This is a genomic window from Microbacterium sp. CCNWLW41 (assembly GCF_037083505.1).
In genome coordinates this window covers 61,394-82,141 of sequence record NZ_JBAOJP010000002.1, presented here as the reverse complement: position 1 = coordinate 82,141, position 20,748 = coordinate 61,394, and the positions used below count along the sequence as shown (strand labels likewise).

Below are 20,748 nucleotides of genomic sequence, written 5' to 3'. Positions count from 1 at the left end.
CGCGGTCGGAGAGGAACGGACATGAGAACCAAGAGAGCAGTCGCGGCGTGGGCCGTGGCGGGACTCCTCGGCGGGGCGCTGACGGTCGTCGCCGCGACCCCGGCCGCCGCCGAGGACCCCGTCACCGCGATCGCCATCACCTCGCCGGACGACGGCGCGACCGTGCAGGGTGAGACGCTGACGGTCGCCGGCACGTCGGCGAACGTCTCCGAGCTCGTCCTGGCCGTCGGAGGTCAGGAGCTCGTGCCCATCGAGCAGGTGGAGGACGACGGTGACTGGCAGGTGTCGATCGACATCGCCGACGTCGACGGTCGCCTCGACCTCGCCGTCCGAGGCCGGGACCTGACCACGCTCTACACGACGTGGTCGTCGTTCGTCGCGGTCGAGGTCGACAACCCCGCGGCCGCGAAGCCGGTCGTCACGATCGTCTCGCCGGAGGAGGGCCCGCAGGACGGACGAGTGCTGAAGCCGGTCGTCCGGGTCGCGTCCGAGCACGCGGTGCAGAGCGTCGAGGTCCGCGTCAACGGCGGCGAATGGCGTCGTGCCACGCCCGCCCCCGGGAACACCGGCGACTACCGCGCTGTCTTCCCCGTCCGCGAGGCCGGGTTCGTCGGCATCGAGGCCCGGGCGACGGATGTCGCGGGACACGTCTCGCTGTCGCCGACGACCTATGTCTCGGTCGGGGGCGCGCAGGCGCAGGATCCCGTCGTCTACGACCAGGACCGCTCGATGTGGATCTGGGAGCGGGCCTCCTACGAGGCGGTGTTCTCGACCGCTGCGCGCGACCGTCTCGGCGCCGTCATGGACGACACCGAGACGTTCGGATCCGATCCGATCCGCACGATCTACCTCGGCGTCGACCGCTACGGCGACCGTGACATGCTCCGGGACGCCCGCGACGAGGTCGCGGCGTTCGTGCGATGGGCGAAGGAGCGCGGATACCACGTTCAGGCGACGGTCGCCGGAGGCACGCGCCCGCCGTACTTCGGGGCGCTGGAGCAGTTCGAGCACTTCGCCGTGGACGAGTTCGAGAAGGTCTTGGACTACAACCTCGCCGTGCCCGAGGACGCCCGCTTCGACGGCATCAACGTCGACATCGAGCCGTACATCCTCGGCGAGTGGAAGGTGCCGGGCAACGACCTGCCGAACCGCTGGCTGGAGGTGTTGCAGACGCTGATCGAGCGCCGCGACGCCTCGGGGCTCCCGGTTCTCGTCGGACCCGCGATCCCGCGCTGGCTGGACACGTCGTCCTGCTGCACGGCCATCACGTGGAACGGCGAGACCAAGCCGCTGTCCGACCACATCCAGGACATGACCGACTACATCTCGATCATGGACTACCGCGACACCGCGGACGGCGGCGCCGGGATCATCGCCCAGGCCCAGCACGAGATCGACTACGCGAACGCGATCGGCAAGCCGGACTCGGTCGTGATCGGCATCGAGACGAAGGACCTCTCCGGCACCGGCGATCCCGAGAGCGTGACGTTCTTCGAGGAGGGGCGGACGTATCTGGAGGCCGAGCTGGACAAGGTCTACGCGGCCTTCGGCGACGAGCCGTCCTTCGGCGGCATCGCGATGCACCACTACGACGACCTGCTCACACTGCCGTCCGCGTGGGAGGACCAGCCCCCGGTGTACTACCCGGTCCCGGGCGCCGGCCCGGGTGGCCCGGCGCTGCCCTGACCCGCACCCGGGGAGCCGCCGCCTTCGGGCGGCGGCTCCTTCGCGTGCCGCCGGCGGGTCGGCGCCGTTCGGATTCGTTCCGATTTCTCCGTCTCACGGAGCGTCGCGGACAGACTACGGGTGCGCCCCCGCGTCGCGGCCATCCGCGTCGGTCGGGGGAGTGCGTCCCCGACGACAGGAAAGCCGCCGATGATGAGAACCGGACCCACGACCCCCCGACGACCCCGCTGGGCGCGCAGCCTGGCGATGCTCCTCACCGGCCTGCTCGCGGCAGGCCTGAGCGTCCTCGGCTTCGCCCTGCCCGCGCAGGCGGCCGCGCAGGACGGCGTCTACACCGGCACGACCAGCGACGGCTTCGACATCGCCGTCACGGTCGAGGGCGGCGCCGTCACCGATGTGGACACGCAGTCCTGGACCTGGTGCGCGTCCCCCGACTTCCCCGGCACGACCCCGCAGATGGTGCAGTTCATCGGGATCCCGGAGACTCCGATCGCGGCGGACGGCTCCTTCTCCGCGCACTGGACCTACGACTCCGATCCGTCCGACGAGTTGTACTTCGAGTTCTGGTTCGGCGGCGTCGTCAGCGACGACGGCGTGATCGTCAACAGCGGCTCCAACGCCGCGGACGCCGTGATGCCGGGCCTGCTGTGTGAGGCGACCCAGTTCACCTACACCGCCGAGCTCGACCCGGTGGCGGCGGAGCTGTCGATCGCGCCGAACCCGGCGACGGTGTCGCAGGCGCTGGCCGGCGACCTGACGCTCACCGGCACGGGCTTCGCCCCGGAGTCCACGGTGACGGTGTCCTTCGACGGCGACGAGCTCGGGACGATGCAGACGGACGCGTCCGGCACGGCGACCTCGCGGCTCACCGTGGCGAACGCGGTCCCGGGGGAGTACGAGGTGCGGATGGCCGGCAGCGGCAAGTCCGCGACGACGATGCTCGTCATCCAGGCCGACCCTGTCGTGAACCCGGAGATCGCCCTCGATCCGACGACCATCTCGCCGTCGGATCTGGCGGCGGACGGCGTGACGATCACGGGCACCGGCTTCCCGACGGACGACAACGTCTCGCTGACCTTCGACGGCAGCGCCATCGTGTCGATGCCGGCGGACGCCCAGGGGCGGTTCACCTACTCCCTCCGGCGGGCCGACGTCGCTCCCGGCGCGCACACCGTCACGCTCACCAGCGGACCGCACACGGTGTCGGCGGAGCTGACCGTGACCGAGGACCCGTACCAGCCGGCGGTCACCGTCGATCCGGCCACCGTCACGCGGTCGGCGCTGGGCACCACGGGGGTGCGGATCTCCGGGACGGGCTTCCCCGAGGACGCCGACGTCGTGCTCACCCTCAGCGGCACCGAGATGGCGACGCTGCGCACCGACGCGACCGGGGCCGTGCAGCACGACTTCGTGCGTGCCGGGATTCTCCCCGCTTCGCACGAGCTCCGTCTCACCAGTGGCACGTGGTCCGCGGCGACGACGCTCACGGTGACCGAGGACCCGGTGACCTACGACCCCACGGCGTCGGTCGCCCCGGAGTCCCTCACGGTGTCGGAGCTGGCCGGCTCCGGGGTGACGATCTCGGGCGAGGGCTTCCCGGAGAACGCGGACGTCACGGTCGCCGTCGACGGCTCGACCGTCACGACGGTCCGATCCGACGCCGCCGGCGACGTCTCGTACGTCCACACCGTCTCGGGCGCCGCGACCGGCGGGCACACGGTGGCCCTGACGAGCGGGCAGTGGTCGGCGGAGGCCTCCTTCACGGTGACGGCGGACCCGGTGGACTACGACCCGACGGTGGCGGTCGCCCCGTCGAGCGTCACCGTGTCGGAGCTCGCGTCACCCGGGGTGACGATCACCGGGGAGGGCTTCCCGGAGAACGCCGACGTCGTGGTCTCGGTGTCGGGAACCGAGGAGGCCACGGTCGCCTCGAACGCCGGCGGCGAGGTGTCCTACGTGTTCACCGCGACCGACCGCGGCACGGGAGAGCACGACATCGTGCTGACGAGCGGGCGCTGGTCCGCCGCGACGGTGCTCACGGTGACGGCGGACCCGGTGGACTACGACCCGACCGCCTCGGCGTCCCCGGCCTCCCTGACGGTCTCCGCACTCGGAGCCACGGGCGTGAGACTGACCGGGGAGGGCTTCCCGGAGGACGCGGACGTGGTGATCGCGGTGGACGGCGCCGACGTGGCGACGGTCCGGTCGTCCGCCGACGGCGCGCTGGCCTACACGCACAAGGCCGCCGGCGCCGCCACGGGCGTGCATGCGGTGACGCTCACGAGCGGGCGCTGGGCTGCGGAGACCTCGTTCACCGTGACCGCGGACCCGGTCGACGAGGACCCGACGGTGGCCCTGGACCCGACGACGCTGACCGTGTCGGCGCTCGCGTCGTCGGGGATCGGGGTCACCGGCGAGGACTTCCCCGCCGACGCCGAGGCCGAGGTGCTGTTCGACGGCCAGGTGGTCGACACCGTCACGACCGATGCGGACGGCGCGCTCGTCGCGACCGTCGTGCGGGACGGCGTCGCCCCCGGCACCTACCCGGTGACCGTGCGCAGCGGCGCGGAGGAGGCGTCCGCGGACGTCACCGTGACCGCCGACCCGACGACGCCGGCCGAGGTCACCCTGTCGCCGGACGAGATCGCCGCCGGCGCGCTCGCCACGGACGGCGTGGCGCTGAGTGCCGCGGGACTCCCCGCGAGCACGCCGGTCCGCGTCGCGTTCGACGGCGTCGAGGTCGCGCGTTTCACCAGCGGCGCGGACGGAGCGGGCTCGGTCTCGTTCACCGTCTCGGACGCGCAGCCGGGAGCGCACACCGTGGAGCTGATCCAGGCGGGCGAGCGGGTGCGCTCGGAAGCCGCCGGGCTGCCGGCGGCGGCGGTGGGCGACGTCCTGGCGACCGCGACCCTGACCGTGACCGAGGATCCCCGCCCGGGCGCGCCGACGCTGGAGCTGTCGACCGGCGAGGTCACGGTGGGCGCCCTGGCGAAGGACGGCGTCGGCCTGGTCGGGCGCGATCTCGTCGCGGGTGAGGCCGTACAGGTGCTCTTCGACGGCGAGGTCGTCCAGGAGGCGACCGCGGACGCGAACGGCGAGCTGCACCGCACCCTGACGGTCTCGGGCGTCGCGCCGGGTGCCCACGAGGTCTCCCTCGTCCAGGGGGACCGGCGTGCGGACGCGGCGCTGACCGTGGTGGCGGACCCGGGCCCGACCCCGACCCCGACCCCGACGGAGCCCGCGCCCACCCCGGGCGCTCCGACGCCGGGTGCTCCGGCTCCGGGGCCCGGCGGAGCGGGTCTTCCGGCCACGGGCCTGGACGGCGGAGGGATCGCCGGTCTCGTCGCGCTCGCGGCTCTGCTGGCCGTCGGCGGGGGCCTGATGGTGAGGCGTCGCCGCACCGCGTGACGAGACGGGAGCGCCCGTCGCCCGGAGATCGGGTGGCGGGCGCTCCTGCGCGTCGGGACGGCGTCAGCTGGTCCCCGGGGTGACCAGTCCGGTCTCGTACGCCAGCACCACGAGCGCGGCCCGGTCCCTGGCGCCGAGCCGTGCGAGCAGCCGGCTCACGTAGGTGCGCGCCGTCGCCGGGCTGAGGAAGAGCGCGGCGGCGATCTCGTCGTTCGTGCGTCCGCGCCCGATGAGGGTGAGCACCTCGACCTCCCGCCCGCTGAGTCCCTGCAGCGGCGTGTCGTCGGTCCGGGACCCCGCGGTGACGGCTCGCATCACGGTCGCCGTGACGGAGGGGGACAGCAGCGAGTCGCCGGCCGCGACGGCGCGGATCGCGGAGCGCAGGTCCTCGGGGGAGACGTCCTTCAAGAGGTACCCGGACGCGCCCGCCCGGATCGCCTCGAACACGTGCTCGTCCTCGTCGAACGTGGTGAGCACGAGGACCCGCACCTCGTCGAGCGCCGGGTCCTGGACGATCTCCCTGGTCGCCTGAAGGCCGTCCATCACCGGCATGCGGATGTCCATCAGCACGACGTCGGGGCGCTGTTCGCGGACGTGCGAGAGGCCGGCGCGGCCGTCCGCGCCCTCGCCGACGACGGCGATGTCGCGGTCGCGCTCGGCGAGGGCCCGGAGCCCGGCGCGCACGAGCTCCTGGTCGTCGACGAGCACGATGCGGATCGGTGGACGGGTCATCGTCCCTCCCTGTCGGCTTCGGGTCCGGATCCGGACTCGGGTGCGGGCGGGTCGAGCGGAAGGCGGGCCTCGACCACGAAGCCGTCCGGCGCCGGCCGTGCCGTGACCGTTCCGCCGACCAGCGCGGCCCGCTCCTGCATCCCGCGGATCCCCGCCCCGCTGCGCAGTGAGGTCGGCGCCGCGCCGCGCCCGTCGTCCGTGATGCGCAGCGTCAGCTCTCCCTCGGAGATCCGCGCCCCCACGACCGCACGGGATGCGGCGGCGTGGCGGAGCACGTTCGTCAGCGACTCCTGCACGATGCGGTAGGCGGTGGCATCCGTGGCAGGACTCAGCGCGTCGGCGGGGACCGCGACGTCCGCGTCGACCCGGAGGCCCGCGGCGCGCGCCGCGGCGAACAGCTCGTCGGCCGACGCGAGGCCGAGGACGGGTGCGGGATCCGTCGTCCGGTCCGCGCGCAGCACCTTCACGGTCCGGCGCAGCTCCTGAAGGGCCTCGGAGGCCGCGGCACGGGCCTGCGCGATCGCGGCCCGGGCGGCGCCGGAGTCCGTCGCCTCGGCAGCGACCCCGGCGTGCAGCGCCGCGACCGAGAGGGTGTGACCGATCGTGTCGTGGAGGTCGCGAGCCATGCCCATCCGCTCCTCCTGCATGCGCGCCTCGGCGGCGTGCGCTTGCTCCGCGGCGGTCAGCTCCGCGATGAGGGCGGTACGTTCCCGCGCCTCGCGGGTCAGGCGCACCGCGACCCCGAGCGCGATCGCCGCGGCGGCGAGCGCCAGCTCGGTGACGAAGGTGTAGCCGTTCAAGGCGGCCTCGGGCTCCGAGCCGTCCAGCCGGAAGTAGGACGCGACGGCGAGGAGGAGGGCGCCGCTGCCGATCGCCCAGCCGGTGCGGCGCTGCTCGGCGGCCGAGTACAGCGCGCCGACGGCGGGGAGCACCATGCCGACCGGCGGGAATCCCGCCCAGTAGAACGCGAAGATCCCGAGGACCGTGACCACGACGATCGTGCGCGGGTACCGGCGCCGTAGCAGCAGGACGGCACCGAACGTCGCGGCGCAGACGTAGGCGCCGACGCCGCCTCGACGCGCCGGGTCCGACGCGATGACGACCGCGATCACCAGGGCGACGGCGAGCGCGAGGCCGGCGTCGCCCAGACGCGGCTCGATGCCGGTGCGTGCGGTCATGTCTCCAGAGTAGGAACCGCGCCGCTCGACCGCGATCGATCCGGGGCGATCGGCCGATCGATCGGGGGCGACGGCAACCTCCGTCGGAGTCGATCCGAGTCGAGCGAGAGTGACGCTTCCGCATCGACGCGCATCCGTCGGCGTCCGTGGAGCGTGGAGGCATGACGAACTCACCCTTTCCCCCGTCTCCGTCCGCCGCCGATCCGTCGGTCGCTCAGGGTGCCCCTCGGCGTCCCGGCCTGCCCTGGCTGCTCATCCTCGGGCTGTCCTCCCTCGCCTTGCTCTGGCCGCTCACCGGGTTGCTCGGCATCGGCGACGGCGGGCCGCGAGCGCTCTCGATCATGGGCTTGATCGCCGTCGTCTGGATCGGCGTGGTCGGCTTCGCCCGTGTGCGCCGACCGGTGCTCACCCTTGTGCTCGTGGGCATCGGCTACGGCGTGATTCTGACGTTCGTCGGACTCATCACCCGGGGCTACAACGGCCCCGACGTCTGGGGCACACCGATCCTTCTCGCGGCCGACGCTCTGATCGGCCTGATCGCGGGGCTCCTCGCGCTCGCCATCCAGAAGATGCGAGGCCGGCGATGAAGCGGCCGAGAAGACCGCTCGGCGCAGCGGCGGTGGCCACGGCGGCGCTCGTGGCGACCGTGCTCGCCGGATGCGACACGCTGTCCACCTCGCCGATCGAGGAACGGGAGTTCGCGAACCCCCTGGCCATCCCGCCGCTCGCGCCGTCCACGGTCCAAGAGGGCGTCCGCACCTTCCACCTGACGGCGCAGCGCGGGACCACGGAGTTCCCCGGGATCGGCGAGGCCGAGACGTGGGGGTTCGACGGGGCCTTCCTCGGCCCGACGCTCCGGGCCAGCAGGGGCGAACGGGTCGCCGTGGAGGTCGGCAACACGCTTGATCGGCCGACCAGCGTGCACTGGCACGGCATGCACCTGCCCGCGGCCATGGACGGCGGTCCGCACCAGACGGTGGCGCCGGGGGAGACCTGGCGGCCGACGTGGACGATCGACCAGCCGGCGGCGACGCTCTGGTACCACCCCCATCCGCACGGGGCGACCGAGGAGCACGTCTACCGGGGCCTGGCGGGCATGTTCGTGCTGGACGACGACGCGAGCCTCGCCGCCGACCTCCCCTCCGCGTACGGCGTGGACGACCTGCCGCTCATCGTGCAGGACAAGCGCTTCGACGACGAGGGCGCGCTCGTGCTCGACCGCGACGGATCCGAGCCCGGGATGCTCGGGAACACGATCCTGGTGAACGGCACACCCGGCGCCTATCAGGACGTGACGACCGAGCGCGTGCGGCTGCGGCTGCTGAACGGCTCCACGGCGCGCACCTACACCTTCGCTTTCGCCGACCGGCCGATGACGATGATCGCCGGGGACGGGGGCCTGCTGGACGAGCCCCTGGAGCGGGACCGGCTGCGGCTCGCCCCGGGCGAGCGCGCCGAGGTCGTGGTGGCGTTCCAGCCGGGCGAGCGGGTGCGGCTGCGATCGGAGAAGACGGACCTGGGCGGGATCGTCGTCCCCGCGACCTCCGGGGGCAACGACGCGTTCGATGTGATGGAGTTCCGCGCGGCGGACTCCCTCGCCCCGGTCCCGGCACCGTCGTGGCCGGAGTCGGCGGAGGCGGGGGCGGACGAGCTGCACGAGGCGGATGCGGCGACCACCCGGTCGTTCGTGCTCAACACGCGCGAGATCAACGGCGAGGAGATGGACATGAGCCGGATCGACGAGGTCGCCTACGTGAGCGACACGGAGATCTGGGAGGTCACGAGCACGCAGCCGATCCCGCACAGCTTCCACATCCACGACGTGCAGTTCCGTGTGCTCTCCGTCGGAGGGCACGCGCCGCCCCCGGAGCTGGCGGGGCGCAAGGACACGATCTACCTGAACCCGAACACCACCTACCGGCTGCTGCTGCGCTTCGAGGACTACGCCGACCCGGCGATGCCGTACATGTACCACTGCCACATGCTCCTGCACGAGGACGAGGGCATGATGGGGCAGTTCGTGGTGATCGAGCGCGGAGACGAGGCACGGGTGCGGGCCCCGGACGGCGCCGTCCCGTCCGGCGGTACGGGCGGCCACGGCGGACACCACTGACGCGGGTGCGCCGGCCCGGCGACGGGTGTCGCCGGGCCGGCGCGGCGTCACGGGGCTTCGGGCCGGCGGGCGGGAGGTCAGCGCCCGCGCTTCTCGGCGCACGGCACGCACCGCTCCGCGAACGGCCGGATCGCGAGGCGTGCGGGCGGGATCGGGCGTCCGCAGTCGACGCACACGCCGTAGACGCCCGCCGCCGTGCGGGCCAGCGCGTCGTCGACCTGGCGGAGCTCCCCGCGCGCCGCATCGGCGAGGCCGGAGAGGCGTGACCACTCGGCGGACAGCGTGACGCCGTCGGGATCGTGCTCGTCGTCGTCGTTCGCGCTCTCCCGGTCGTGCATGAGCGCCGCCAGCGCGGCCTCGGCCGCCGCCACGCGGCTCGCGGCCTCCGCGCGGATCCCCTCCAGGGTGAGCCGTGCGCGGTCGGGGTCCTGACTCTCCATCCGTCCAGCATCCTCCTCGGCACCGACACCGGCACCGACACCGGTGCCGAGGAGAGGCGATCAGCCGGCGCTATTCGAGCCACTCGGTGACGAAGCGGTCGTTCGCGTGCACGTGGGTGGCCTCGTAGGTCCCGCCGTCGAGCACCTCGAAGCGATGCGCGACGAGGGCCGGGACGACCAGGATCTGGCCCCCGACGCCGACGACGCGCTCGTCGCCCACGGTGAACAGCGCCCGGCCGCGATGGATGACGAAGGTCTCGGCATAGGGATGGCGGTGCAGCCGCGGCCCCGTGCCGGGCGTGGTGACGTACTCCCGGATGATGCTCACGGGCGACCCGATCACGAACCCCTCGAGGTTCGCGTCACGGGCGACGTCGATCGGCTGGATGGTCATGGCGCCTCCGTCACGGTGTCCGTGCCCACGCTACGCGCCGACGCCCCCGCGGCACAGGTCCCCTGACATTTGCTTGCCATTTCCACATCTTCATGTGTTAATAGGGTCAGCATCGAGCGGCAATGCTGTGGGATCGCCCGTTCATTCAGCAAATCCGATGTGCAAATATGAATCTGTGACGTCAAGGGAGACGGCATGCATCCTCATCGACCACGCCTCATCGCGGCGGGCGCGTTCCTCGTCGCCCTCGCCACGGCGGGAGCCGCTGCGCCGGCGCTCGCCCTCACCCCCCACACCGCGGAGGCGTCGGCTCCCGGCGATCCGGTGACCGACCTCGGCGAGCAGGTGCAGAAGTCCCAGGTGCTCGCCTCGCTGACGACCACGGCGCCGGACGGGACGCCGATCGGCGTCTACGTCGTGTCGGGGAATCCGAACGTGACCGCGGAGGTGTCGGTGATCGACCTCCGCTCCGGCCGGCCCCTGCTGCAGACCCGGATCGACGAGGGCGCGAGCAGCCAGCGCGCGATCGCCCAGTCCCCGGTCGACGGCGCGGTCTACATCGGGACCTCGGACGTCGGTCACCTCTACCGCTACCGACCGGGCGGCGACGCCGTCGAACATCTGACGGCGCTGCCCTCGGGCGAGCTGGCGTGGGGAATGGACGTTGGGCAGGACGGCACCGTGTGGGTCGGCGCGTACCCCTCCGGGAAGCTGTACTCGTTCGACCCGGTCACGAACGCGCTCGCGGATCACGGACAGGCTCTGCCGGGCGAGCAATACGTGGACTCCATCGCCGCCGTCGGGGACACGGTCTACGTCGGCACGCAGCCGAACGGGCGGCTGGCGGCGTTCGACCGCGTCAGCGGTGCGTACACGGAGATCGCCATGCCGGACGGTCACCACGAGACCGCCATCAGCGCGCTGGACGTCCGCCGGGATCTGATGTTCGTCAGCACCGGCACCACCATCCACGTGCGCGACCTCGCCCGCGGCGAGTGGGTGGACGCCATCACCGGCGCGGACAACCGCGTGTCGCCGGTCGACCCGCACGACCCCGACCTCGTCTACGCCCGGATCAACGGACAGATCCACAGCTACGACCTCGTCACCGGCGCGATCGCGCCGATCAACGCGCGCCCCAACGCGACACCCGAGTCCTGGGCCTGGTTGCCCATCACCTCCGCGGATCCGCTCCTGGTGATGACCTATTGGAACGGGGGCCGGACGTACGGCTTCAGCGTCACGGGAGGAAAGGGCTACTACCTCTCGCCTCCGCTGCTCGGGGCAGCCGCGCCGCTGATCAGCCTCGGCCACGACGACCGCGGCGGCGTCTACTCCGGCGCCTTCCTCAGCCCTCCGGGGATGGGGCGCTACGACTCGACGACCGGCGAGACCACGCTGCTCGCGGGGACGAGTCAGGTCGAGGGGTACGGGACGTTCAACGGCAAGGTGGTCTTCGGTCGCTACCCGCAGGGATCCCTGTACGTCTACGATCCGAGCCGCTCCTGGGCGTACGGGACCAACCCGGCGGCGCCGCTCGAGCTCGGCGAGGGACAGAGCCGCCCGCAGGGCTTCGTCCAGCTGGACCAGGACACCGTCGTCGTCGCCTCCGTCCCGAAGCCGGGTGAGCACGGGGGAGCGCTGACCCTCTGGCGGCCCGAGGACGCGACCTTCTCGGTTCATCGAGGCGTCGTCCCCGACCAGACGCCGTCGTCGATCGCCCTGCACGACGGGATCGTGTACGGCGGCACCTCGATCCACGGCGGCTACGGCATCGACCCGGTGGCCGCGGAACCGGTGCTGTTCGCCTGGGATCCGGCGACGGCGACGACGCGATGGAGCATCCCCGTGCCCGACGCGACCTATGTCGCCGGTGTGGCCGTCGCCGAGGACGGGATGATCTGGGCGACCGTCGACGGGCGCCGGATCATCGAGGTCGACCCGGAGACGCGGACGGTGACGCGGACGATCCCGATCGACGACGAGGCGGCGATCGACCGCTTCGGCGACAACGACCGGATCCTCTTCGACCACGGCCGCCTCTTCGCGTCGCTGGCCAACCGCCTGCTCGTCCTCGACCCGGTCACGGAGGAGACCACGGTCCTGCTGGGCACGGGCAGCGGGCGCGACGACGGCGTCGACGAGGTGCTGGAGCTCACACAGGACACCGCGGGCGACCTCTACGTGATCGCCGAGCACACCCGGCTCGTCTCCTACGACCTGCCCGACGACGTCGTCGCCCCCGAGCCCGCTCTCGTGGCGGGAGAGCAGTCGCCGGACGGCGTGGTCGTCCTCGTCTCGGCCGCCGACGCCGTCGACCCCGATCCGGTGGTCCAGTTCCGCATCGACGGCGGCGAGTGGCGGACGAGCGCCTCGCCCGCGCGCGCCGTCGTCCCGTATGGGGCGACCCTGGAGTACCGGGCGAAGGACTCCGCCTGGAACGCCTCCGCCACCGGAGCGTACGCGGCGCCGGCATCGGCGCAGCACCCGCCGACGATCTCGGTGGACCGCAGCCAGGCGCGCCGCGGCTCCATCGTGGAGGTGACGGGCGCAGGATTCACGCCCGGGGACACCGTGTCCCTGCAGCTGCGTCGCGGGGACCTCGCCCTCGGCGAGGCCACCGTCTCCGAGGACGGCAGCCTCCGGGCGTCCGTGCGGGTGCCCGAGGACGTGCGGCCGGGACGTGCCGACGTCGTCGTGGTCACCCCGGCCGGCTCGTCGCCGGCGGTGAAACTGGTGGTCGTCCCGTGACGGCCTCGGCGGGGGCAGCGACGCGTCGCCCCGCCGCGAGGGAGGAGAGGACTCGATGACGATCCCCGGGGCGGCGCTGGGTCTCGCCATCGCGCCTTCGTTCTGAGCTCTGACGCGGGCGACGGCCCGGGTCGAGCGCGTCAGCCGAAGAGGACCGCGAGGGTGGTGGCGCCGCCGCCGACGAGGATGAGGGACACGATCGTCACCCAGGCGACGACCCGGATCCGGCGGTTGCGGCGCTCGCCGAAGTCGCCGTACTCCTCGTCGATGTCGCTCACCGGGCTCCCGTCCTCGTCCTCCGCCGTGCGTTCCCGGGGCTCGACGGTCGCGCCGTCCGTCCCGGGATCCGCTAGCGCGAGCGTACGTGATCCCCGCTCCCGATGCACATCCCCCGCCCCCGTCGAGTGGTCAGTTTTTGTGGGTTCAGGGGCGCTCAACCCACAAAAGCTGACCACTCGACGAGAAGGGGCGGGGTGGGGTGAGGGAGGGGGTCAGCGCCAGGTGACGTTCCAGGGCTCCTTGACCGTGCGGACGAACGAATAGGTCACGAGGTCGGGGTGGTGCACCTCGTGCGCGTGATAGATCCGCTTGCCGCTGAGGGTCACCCCCACGATCTGCCACATCTTCGCCACACCGCCGACGGGCTGCTCCAGCAGCGGGGCCTGCTCCTCCGAGAGCGCGGTGACGCCCGCGGTCACGACCTCCCAGGCGATCGCCTCGGACCATAGATCGTTGGCGATCTCGAACACCGAGCGGGTCGGATCGATGAACGGCCGCTCCGTGCCGGCGGGGAAGGGGACCGTGTACGTGCCGATCATCGCGGGTCGCTCGTCCGCGAACCAGCGCAGCACGATGCGCGCGGTGACGGGCTCGACGTCCGGGGTCAGCAGCGGCGCGATGTCCTCGGGCATGGGCTCGAACGACGCGGAGATGACCTCGACGGACGGCGTGTATCCCATCCGTGCGAGCACGTCTCCGTACTCGACGCGTGCGTCGAACCGGGCGCTGAGCCGCAGGGCGAGCGGATCGACCATCGTCGACGCCCCCTGACGGCGGATCACGATCCCCTGGCTCTCCAGCTGGGTCAGCGCGTGCCGGATCTGCTGCCGGGTGCACCCCAGCAGCTCCGCGAGCCGGTGCTCGCCCGGCAGGGGCGCATCCGCCTCGGCGGACTCCCGCACGTGTCGGAGCACGCCGCTGAGGATGCGCTCGTCGTCGTTGAGGGGAGCGCGCGGCTTCCGCTCGCTCCAGGAACCGATCGCGCCTTTGGTCATGCCGTCCTTCCCCGCTCGGACAGCCTAGATGGCGGTGTTCGTCACAACAAGTCAACAAGTTCCGGCGAATCAAGCAGAACCTCTCAACAAGTTTCACGGAATCTGCTAGCGTCGGGCCACCCGCACAGAGGAGTGAGCAGTGCCATCGACTCAGGAGTCCATCCGCGGCGTCCCGCTCTGGGACGGCGTCGCCTTCCGCGGAGCCAGCCGCATCGAGTGGTCGGGCGACCGCATCGAGACGGTCGCGGACGACGAGCCCGCGCACGACGACCTGTGCGTCATCCCGGGACTCATCGACACGCACGTGCACCTGGGCGCCTACTCCGGGACCGGTCACGCGGACTGGTCGTCCTGGCCCCTCATCACGCCGTGGGAGGAGCAGGTCTTCCACATCGCCCACAACGCGCAGAAGGCGGCGCGCGGCGGCGTCACCACGCTGCGGGACCTGTCCGGGGACGAGCGGCAGCTCGCCGTGAAGCGGGCGTTCGACGAGGGGATCCAGCCGGGGCCGCGGATCCTCGTCCACGGAGCCGTGGGGATGACGGCCGGCCACGGCGACCTCTTCATCCCTCCGCACTACCCGCACCGCGGCCGGGTCGCCGACAGCCCGGACGAGTGCCGCAAGCTCGTCCGCGAGTACGCCCGCCTCGGCGCGGACGGCATCAAGATCTTCACGAGCGGCGGCGTGCTCTCGATGGGCGACAAGGTGGGCTGGCGCAACCAGACCCTCGACGAGATCCGGACGACGATCGACGAGGCGCACGCCCTGGGGATGCCGGTCGCGGCGCACAGCCACTCCGCCGAGGGCAACGAGATCGCCCTCGCCGTCGGCGCGGACTCGATCGAGCACGGCACGGGGCTGGAGCGGGACCAGTGGGATCGTCTCATCGAGCGGAACGTCTCCATCGCCCCCACCCTGCTCATCAACGACGCCATCGCCGACGGCCGCGTGAACGTGGGCGAGGAGGCGCAGGCGAAGGCCAAGGACGTCGTCGCCTACCGCGACTCGCTGTTCGGCGACGCGGGACGCGCGGGGATCCGCTTCGTCCTCGGCACGGATGCGAACGGCGTGTTCGTGCAGTTCGGCGACCAGATGGAGGAGGTGCGCCTGATGGCGCGGATGTTCGGCTGGACGGCCGAACGCGCCCTCGTCTCGGCGACCTCCGACGCCGCCGACGTGGTCCGCATGGGGGACCGGATCGGCTCGCTCGCCCCCGGGCGCGCCGCCGACCTCGTCGTGCTCCGCGGCCGGCCGTGGGAGGACATCGAGGACCTCCGCGTCGAGAACATCGTCGCCGTCGTGTCACGGGGCCGCCTCGTGCACGGCGCCCTTCCGACCAGCGTCCAGACCGGCGCGGCCTGAGCCCCGCCCGACTCCGAGAGGGACAAACGTGAACACTTCAGGAAGACTCACCGCCTCGCGCTGGGCCGCGGCCCTCGGCGCCACCGTCGTCGGCGCCGGACTCCTCGCGGGGTGCGCCGCCGGAGGAGGCGGCGGAGGCGGCTCGGCCTCGGACGAGCTGTACATCGCCGTGCAGGATGATCCGGTCTGCCTGGATCCGCAGCAGGTGACGCTCACGACCGCGCTCAACATCGGCCGGCAGCTCGTCGACTCGCTCGTGGACCAGGACCCCGAGACCGGCGAGATCGTGCCGTGGCTGGCCGAGTCCTACGAGGCGGACGACACGCTCACCGCGTTCACGTTCACCCTCCGCGACGACGTCACCTTCAGCGACGGCTCCGCGCTCACCCCGGAGACGGTCAAGGCGAACTTCGACGCCCTCGCCGCGCTCGGCACCACCGCGGCGCTCGCCTCCCAGTACCTGGCCGGCTACCAGGGCACCGAGATCGTCGACGACGCCACCGTGCGCGTCACGTTCGCGGAGCCGAACGCGCAGTTCCTGCAGGGCGCGAGCACGATCACCCTCGGCCTGCTTTCGGACGCGTCGGCCGCGCTCAGCGCCGAGGAGCGCTGTCAGTCGCCCGTGGGATCCGGTCCGTTCGTGCTCGACACCTACACGTCGAACGACTCCGTGGTGCTCACGGCGCGGGAGGGCTACGGCTGGGCCTCGGAGCTGCGCGAGCACGAGGGTGACGCCGCGGTCAAGACCGTCACGTTCGCCGTCACGCCGGAGCCCGGCGTGCGCACCGGCGGCCTCCAGACCGGCGAGTTCGACATGATCCTCGACCTCCCCGCCGCCGACGAGGCGCGCTTCGGCACCGAGGAGTTCCAGATCTTCGCGCGGGCCAATCCGGGCGTCCCCCACTCCCTGGTCCCCAACACCGAGCGCCCCGTCGTGTCCGACCCGGCTGTGCGCCGGGCGATGATCCTGGCGACCGACCGCGCGGAGATCTCCGAGCTCACCGGATCCGGCCACGTCGACCCGGCCACCGGGGTGCTCAGCAGCGCGACGCCGTCGTTCCTCGACCAGGCCGACGCGCTGAAGACGGACCTGGACGCGGCGAAGAAGCTCCTCGACGACGCCGGCTGGAAGGCCGGAGCCGACGGGGTCCGGGAGAAGGGCGGCACGCCCCTGCGCATGACCGTCACCGCGTTCTACGGCCAGGACGTGCTGGAGGCCGCACAGGCCCAGCTCGCCAAGGCCGGGATCGATCTGCAGATCGCCATGGTCACCTCCGGCGACTTCTTCGGCGCGGTCTCGTCGCGGGACTACGACTTCCTCGGGGCGGGCCTGACCCGGACCGATCCGGACGTGCTGCGCGTCATGTTCTCCGCGGATTCCGCCGCCCGCTGGGCCGTCGTCGCCGACCCGGAGCTCGACGCCGAGCTCGCGACGCAGGCCGAGACCTCCGACCCTGCGGCCCGCGCGGACCTGCTCGGACAGGCGCAGACGCGGATCCTCGACCAGGCGTACCTCGTGCCGCTGCTGCAGGTCGCGCAGGTGCACGCGGCGCAGAAGGGCGTCACCGGCGTCGCCTTCGACTCCTCCTCGCGGATCGTCCTGTACGACGCGACGGTCGAGCGCTGACCGCCCCTGGCAGGAGGGAAGGACGATGACAGGGACGATCCCACCCGGCCGTGGCCGGCGCATCGTGGGCTACATCCTCCCCAGGGTGGCTCAGTTCGTCTTCGTCGTGCTGGCGACGTACACGGTCGTGTTCCTCCTCATCACCTTCCTGCCCGGGGACCCCGTGCTCGCCGCGCTGGCGAGCAAGAGCGGCGGCGACACGGTCGTCGACCCGGAGACCCTGGAGCGGCTGCGCGAGCGCTACGGCCTCGCCGGGACGCCGTGGGAGCAGTACTGGCACCGGCTCGGAATGCTCCTCCAGGGCGATCTGGGGATCTCGCTCGCGACCGGGCAGCCGGTCGCGACGATGATCGCCCGGACCCTGCCGCACTCGGTGGAGATCGCGGTCCTGGCGCTGGTCATCGCGATCGTGCTCGCCGTGCTCGTCACGTTCCTCGCCTTCCTCGCCCCGACGCGGTGGCTGCGCAACGTCCTGCTGCAGATCCCGCCGTTCGGCGTCGCGATCCCGGCCTTCCTGACCGGGCTCCTGCTCATCAGCGTGTTCTCGTTCGGCCTGGGATGGCTCCCCTCCTCCGGCACCCGGCAGGCGGGCAGCGCGATCCTGCCGGCCATCACGCTCGCTCTGCCCGTGGGCGCGATCCTGTTCCAGGTGTTCTCCGCGGCCGTCATCGAGGCGCAGGCGGGACAGCACGTGTTCACCGCGGTCGCGAAGGGCGTCCCGCCGCGCCGGATCTTCACGGCCCATCTGCTGCGCAACGCGCTGCTCCCGTCGATCACCATGCTCGGGCTCACGATCGGGTATCTCGCGGCGGGGACGGCGGTCGTGGAGACGGTGTTCTCCCGTGACGGGATCGGCCGGATGACCGTGAACGCGGTGCTGGCCAGAGACATCACGGTGATCCAGGGGATCGTGCTGCTCATCGCCGCGGTCTACGCGACGGCGAACCTGGTCGTCGACCTGGCGTACGGGGTGATCGACCCGCGGACGCGGCGTTCCGGCCGAGGGCGCGGCGCCGCCAGACCGGCCGCCCCGGCGGAGGCGGCGGCATGAGGCTCCTCCGCCAGCCCGGCTTCCTGCTGAGCGTTCTCGTCCTGCTCGTCGTGGCGGTCGCGATCGCCGCGCCCTCGCTGCTCGCGACGCACGACCCGTACCTGTCCGTGCCCAAGGAGCGGCTGCTGCCGCCGAGCGCCGAGCACCTCTTCGGCACCGACAACCTCGGCCGCGACCTCTACTCGCGCGTGGTGCACGGCGCGGCGCTGTCGATCGTGTCCGCGGCGCTCGCGGTCGCGGTGGGCGTGGTGGTCGGGGGACTCGTCGGACTCGCCTCCGGCTTCCTCGGCGGCGTGGTCGACTTCGCGGTCATGCGGGTCGTGGACGTCCTCGTCGCGATCCCGGGGATCCTCCTGGCCCTCATCGTCGTGGCGACCCTCGGCTTCGGCCCGGTCTCGATCGGGCTCGGCGTTGGGCTGGGAGCCGCCGGAAGCTTCGCGCGCGTGATGCGCGCCCAGGTGCTCCGCGTCCGCAACGAGGAGTACGTCGAGGCCGCGAGGACCCTCGGCGCGAGGCTTCCCGCCGTCGTGTTCCAGCACGTGCTGCCCAACGCGGCGCGTCCCGTGATCGCCGTCGCCGCGCTGGAGCTGGGCACCGCGATCCTGGGCGTCTCGGCGCTCACCTTCCTGGGCTTCGGCGCGCCGCCGCCCGCGCCGGAGTGGGGCGCCCTGTCCTCGACCGGTCGCGACTTCATCGCCACCCAGCCCTGGCTGAGCATCATCCCGGGTCTGGTGATCCTCGCGGTGGTGCTGGCCGTGAACCGGATCGCACGAGCAATCGGAGACGAACGATGAGCGCACCGCTGCTGAGCGTCGACGACCTTCGCGTCGAGTACCGCACGCGGGGCCGCTGGGCCGAGGTCGTGCACGGCGTCTCCTTCACGGTCGAGGCGGGGAAGGTCGTCGCCCTCGTCGGCGAGTCCGGCTCCGGGAAGTCCACCGTCTCGCAGGCGCTCATCCGCCGCCTGCCGGACAACGGGAGGATCACCGGCGGCGCCGTCCGCTTCGCCGGGCACGACCTCGTCCGCCTCCCCGAGCGGGCCCTGCGGAGGATGCGCGGCGCGCAGATCGGATTCGTCCCGCAGGATCCCGGCTCCTCGCTCAACCCGTTGATGCGGGTGGGCGAGCAGATCGCCGAGTCGCTGCGGATCCACCGGCGGATGCCCCGCGCCGCGGCGGCCGCACGGGCGGTGGAGATCCTCGACGAGGTAGGGATCCCCGACCCGGCGCTGCGGGCGACGCAGTACCCGCACGAGCTGTCCGGGGGGCTCCGGCAGCGGGCCCTCATCGGGATCGCCTGGGCGTGCGGGCCGCAGCTCGTGATCGCCGACGAGCCGACCAGCGCGCTCGACGTGACCGTTCAGCGTCACGTCCTGGACCAGCTCGACGCGCTCGTGCAGGACCACGGGACAGCGGTGGTGCTGATCACGCACGACCTGGCCGTCGCCGCCGACCGCGCCGACGAGATCATCGTCATGTTCCGCGGCGAGATCGTGGAGCGCGGCGCGACCGCCGACGTGCTGGGCTCCCCGACGCACGAGTACACGCGCGCTCTCGTCGCCGCAGCGCCGGGGCTGCGCGAGGGCCGGCTGACCCCGCGGGCGGGCGGCCGTGCGGACGGGGCGCTCTTCGCGTCGTTCCGCGAGCGCGTGCCCACGGCTGACCCCGCGGGCGATCCCGATGCGTCCGCGGGGAGCGCGACCGCGGGGATCCTCGAGGTGCGCGGCCTGCACAAGACCTACGGCGTCCGCGGCGGGTCCTTCCTCGCCGCCGACGACGTCTCCTTCGTCGTCCCGCGGGGGCGGACCCTGTCGATCGTCGGCGAATCCGGATCGGGCAAGACCACCAGCGCCCGGATCGCGGCGCGGCTCGTCGTGCCCGATGCCGGGACGATCCTGCTGGACGGCGAGGACATCACGGGCATCCGGGGCGAGGCTCTGCGACAGCTCCGACGCCGGATGCAGGTCGTGTACCAGAACCCGTTCGGATCCCTGGATCCGCGTATGTCGGTGGAGCGGATCGTCGCCGAGCCGCTGCGGGCGTTCCGGGTCGGCGACCGCGGCTCGCAGCGGGCCCTCGTCCGGGAGCTGCTGGAGCGCGTGCGGCTGGATCCCGCGCTCGCCGCGCGTCGTCCGGCGGAGCTGTCCGGCGGGCAGCGGCAGCGCGTGGCGATCGCGCGGGCGCTCGCGATCGGCCCGGAGCTGATGATCCTCGACGAGCCCGTCTCGGCGCTCGACGTCTCGGTGCAGGAGCAGATCCTGCAGCTGCTCGTGGACCTGCAGGCCGAGTTCGGCCTCAGTTACCTGTTCATCTCGCACGACCTCGGAGTGGTCCGGCAGATCTCCGACGAGATCGTCGTGATGCAGAAGGGCCGGGTGGTCGAGTCCGGCGCGGCGGCGCAGGTGCTCGGCGCCCCCGCCCACGACTACACCCGCGAGCTCATCGCCGCGATCCCCGGCTCCCACGCCCCCGCCTAGCCTCGATCCGCCGCGCCTCGCCGCCGCGCCTCGCCCCCGCGCCTCGCCCCTCGGTCGTCGCCGCGCTCACGGAGATCTCGCTTCGTGCGGAGCGATTCCGGTTCTCTCTCCGCGCGGGCGTAGCTTCTCCGCGCGGATGGGTGGTGCCGGCTCCGTCAGTTGAGTGGTCAGTTTCTGTGGGTTGAGCGGCGCTGAACCCACAGAAACTGACCACTCGACAACGGGCGGCGGCTCAGCCGGAGCCGCCGCGCTCCG

The 20,748-nt window shown here is 72.5% G+C and carries 16 protein-coding genes; 10 read left to right on the top strand and 6 right to left on the bottom strand.

Annotation, left to right across the window (positions count from 1 at the left end):
- Positions 1-21: 21 nt before the first annotated feature.
- Together V6R91_RS08130 and V6R91_RS08125 are read left to right on the top strand one after the other, a co-directional pair.
- Positions 22-1,686, top strand: coding sequence for a hypothetical protein (locus V6R91_RS08130; RefSeq protein WP_336395112.1), 1,665 nt, complete (start codon positions 22-24; stop codon positions 1,684-1,686).
- 189 nt (positions 1,687-1,875) lie between these two features.
- Complete coding sequence (locus tag V6R91_RS08125) at positions 1,876-5,094, top strand: hypothetical protein (RefSeq protein WP_336395111.1); 3,219 nt, start codon at positions 1,876-1,878, stop codon at positions 5,092-5,094.
- Between the two features lie 63 nt (positions 5,095-5,157).
- On the opposite strand, the gene V6R91_RS08120 is transcribed toward V6R91_RS08125, so the two are convergent.
- Both V6R91_RS08120 and V6R91_RS08115 read right to left on the bottom strand, forming a co-directional pair.
- The gene (locus tag V6R91_RS08120; RefSeq protein WP_336395110.1) at positions 5,158-5,826 is read right to left on the bottom strand and encodes a response regulator transcription factor; all 669 of its coding nucleotides are present in this window, start codon (positions 5,824-5,826) and stop codon (positions 5,158-5,160) included.
- Complete coding sequence (locus V6R91_RS08115; protein WP_336395109.1) at positions 5,823-7,004, bottom strand: sensor histidine kinase; 1,182 nt, start codon at positions 7,002-7,004, stop codon at positions 5,823-5,825. Before V6R91_RS08115 ends, V6R91_RS08120 begins: the two co-directional genes overlap by 4 nt.
- Before the next feature lie 161 nt (positions 7,005-7,165).
- On the opposite strand from V6R91_RS08115, the gene V6R91_RS08110 reads away from it, so the two are divergent.
- Positions 7,166-7,591, top strand: coding sequence for a hypothetical protein (locus V6R91_RS08110; protein WP_336395108.1), 426 nt, complete (start codon positions 7,166-7,168; stop codon positions 7,589-7,591).
- Positions 7,588-9,117, top strand: a complete 1,530-nt coding sequence (locus V6R91_RS08105) for a multicopper oxidase family protein (RefSeq protein ID WP_336395107.1) — start codon at positions 7,588-7,590, stop codon at positions 9,115-9,117. Before V6R91_RS08110 ends, V6R91_RS08105 begins: the two co-directional genes overlap by 4 nt.
- Positions 9,118-9,194: 77 nt before the next feature.
- On the opposite strand, the gene V6R91_RS08100 is transcribed toward V6R91_RS08105, so the two are convergent.
- Together V6R91_RS08100 and V6R91_RS08095 are read right to left on the bottom strand one after the other, a co-directional pair.
- Positions 9,195-9,557, bottom strand: a complete 363-nt coding sequence (locus V6R91_RS08100) for a TraR/DksA family transcriptional regulator (protein WP_336395106.1) — start codon at positions 9,555-9,557, stop codon at positions 9,195-9,197.
- A 70-nt stretch (positions 9,558-9,627) separates the two neighbouring features.
- Positions 9,628-9,951 (bottom strand): cupin domain-containing protein, encoded by a 324-nt coding sequence (locus V6R91_RS08095; RefSeq protein WP_219085008.1) that lies wholly within the window; start codon positions 9,949-9,951, stop codon positions 9,628-9,630.
- A gap of 195 nt (positions 9,952-10,146) precedes the next feature.
- On the opposite strand from V6R91_RS08095, the gene V6R91_RS08090 reads away from it, so the two are divergent.
- Positions 10,147-12,702, top strand: a complete 2,556-nt coding sequence (locus tag V6R91_RS08090; RefSeq protein WP_336395105.1) for a PQQ-binding-like beta-propeller repeat protein — start codon at positions 10,147-10,149, stop codon at positions 12,700-12,702.
- Between the two features lie 140 nt (positions 12,703-12,842).
- Here the strand turns inward: V6R91_RS08090 and V6R91_RS08085 are convergent, their stop codons facing one another.
- The gene (locus tag V6R91_RS08085; protein ID WP_219085011.1) at positions 12,843-12,980 is read right to left on the bottom strand and encodes a hypothetical protein; all 138 of its coding nucleotides are present in this window, start codon (positions 12,978-12,980) and stop codon (positions 12,843-12,845) included.
- Positions 12,981-13,193: 213 nt separating this feature from the next.
- Positions 13,194-13,976, bottom strand: a complete 783-nt coding sequence (locus V6R91_RS08080) for a GntR family transcriptional regulator (protein WP_067248722.1) — start codon at positions 13,974-13,976, stop codon at positions 13,194-13,196.
- Between the two features lie 139 nt (positions 13,977-14,115).
- Here V6R91_RS08080 and V6R91_RS08075 point away from each other — a divergent pair, with 139 nt between their 5' ends.
- Genes V6R91_RS08075 through V6R91_RS08055 form a run of 5 tightly spaced genes read left to right on the top strand, consistent with a single transcriptional unit; the run spans position 14,116 to position 20,493 of the window.
- Complete coding sequence (locus tag V6R91_RS08075) at positions 14,116-15,339, top strand: metal-dependent hydrolase family protein (RefSeq protein ID WP_067248719.1); 1,224 nt, start codon at positions 14,116-14,118, stop codon at positions 15,337-15,339.
- Between the two features lie 28 nt (positions 15,340-15,367).
- Positions 15,368-16,966, top strand: a complete 1,599-nt coding sequence (locus tag V6R91_RS08070; RefSeq protein WP_336395104.1) for an ABC transporter substrate-binding protein — start codon at positions 15,368-15,370, stop codon at positions 16,964-16,966.
- Between the two features lie 25 nt (positions 16,967-16,991).
- The gene (locus tag V6R91_RS08065) at positions 16,992-18,017 is read left to right on the top strand and encodes an ABC transporter permease (RefSeq protein ID WP_336395103.1); all 1,026 of its coding nucleotides are present in this window, start codon (positions 16,992-16,994) and stop codon (positions 18,015-18,017) included.
- Positions 18,014-18,811, top strand: a complete 798-nt coding sequence (locus tag V6R91_RS08060; RefSeq protein ID WP_067248709.1) for an ABC transporter permease — start codon at positions 18,014-18,016, stop codon at positions 18,809-18,811. The genes V6R91_RS08065 and V6R91_RS08060 overlap by 4 nt, the downstream gene beginning before the upstream one ends.
- Positions 18,808-20,493 (top strand): ABC transporter ATP-binding protein, encoded by a 1,686-nt coding sequence (locus V6R91_RS08055; protein ID WP_336395102.1) that lies wholly within the window; start codon positions 18,808-18,810, stop codon positions 20,491-20,493. Before V6R91_RS08060 ends, V6R91_RS08055 begins: the two co-directional genes overlap by 4 nt.
- Positions 20,494-20,748 lie beyond the last annotated feature (255 nt).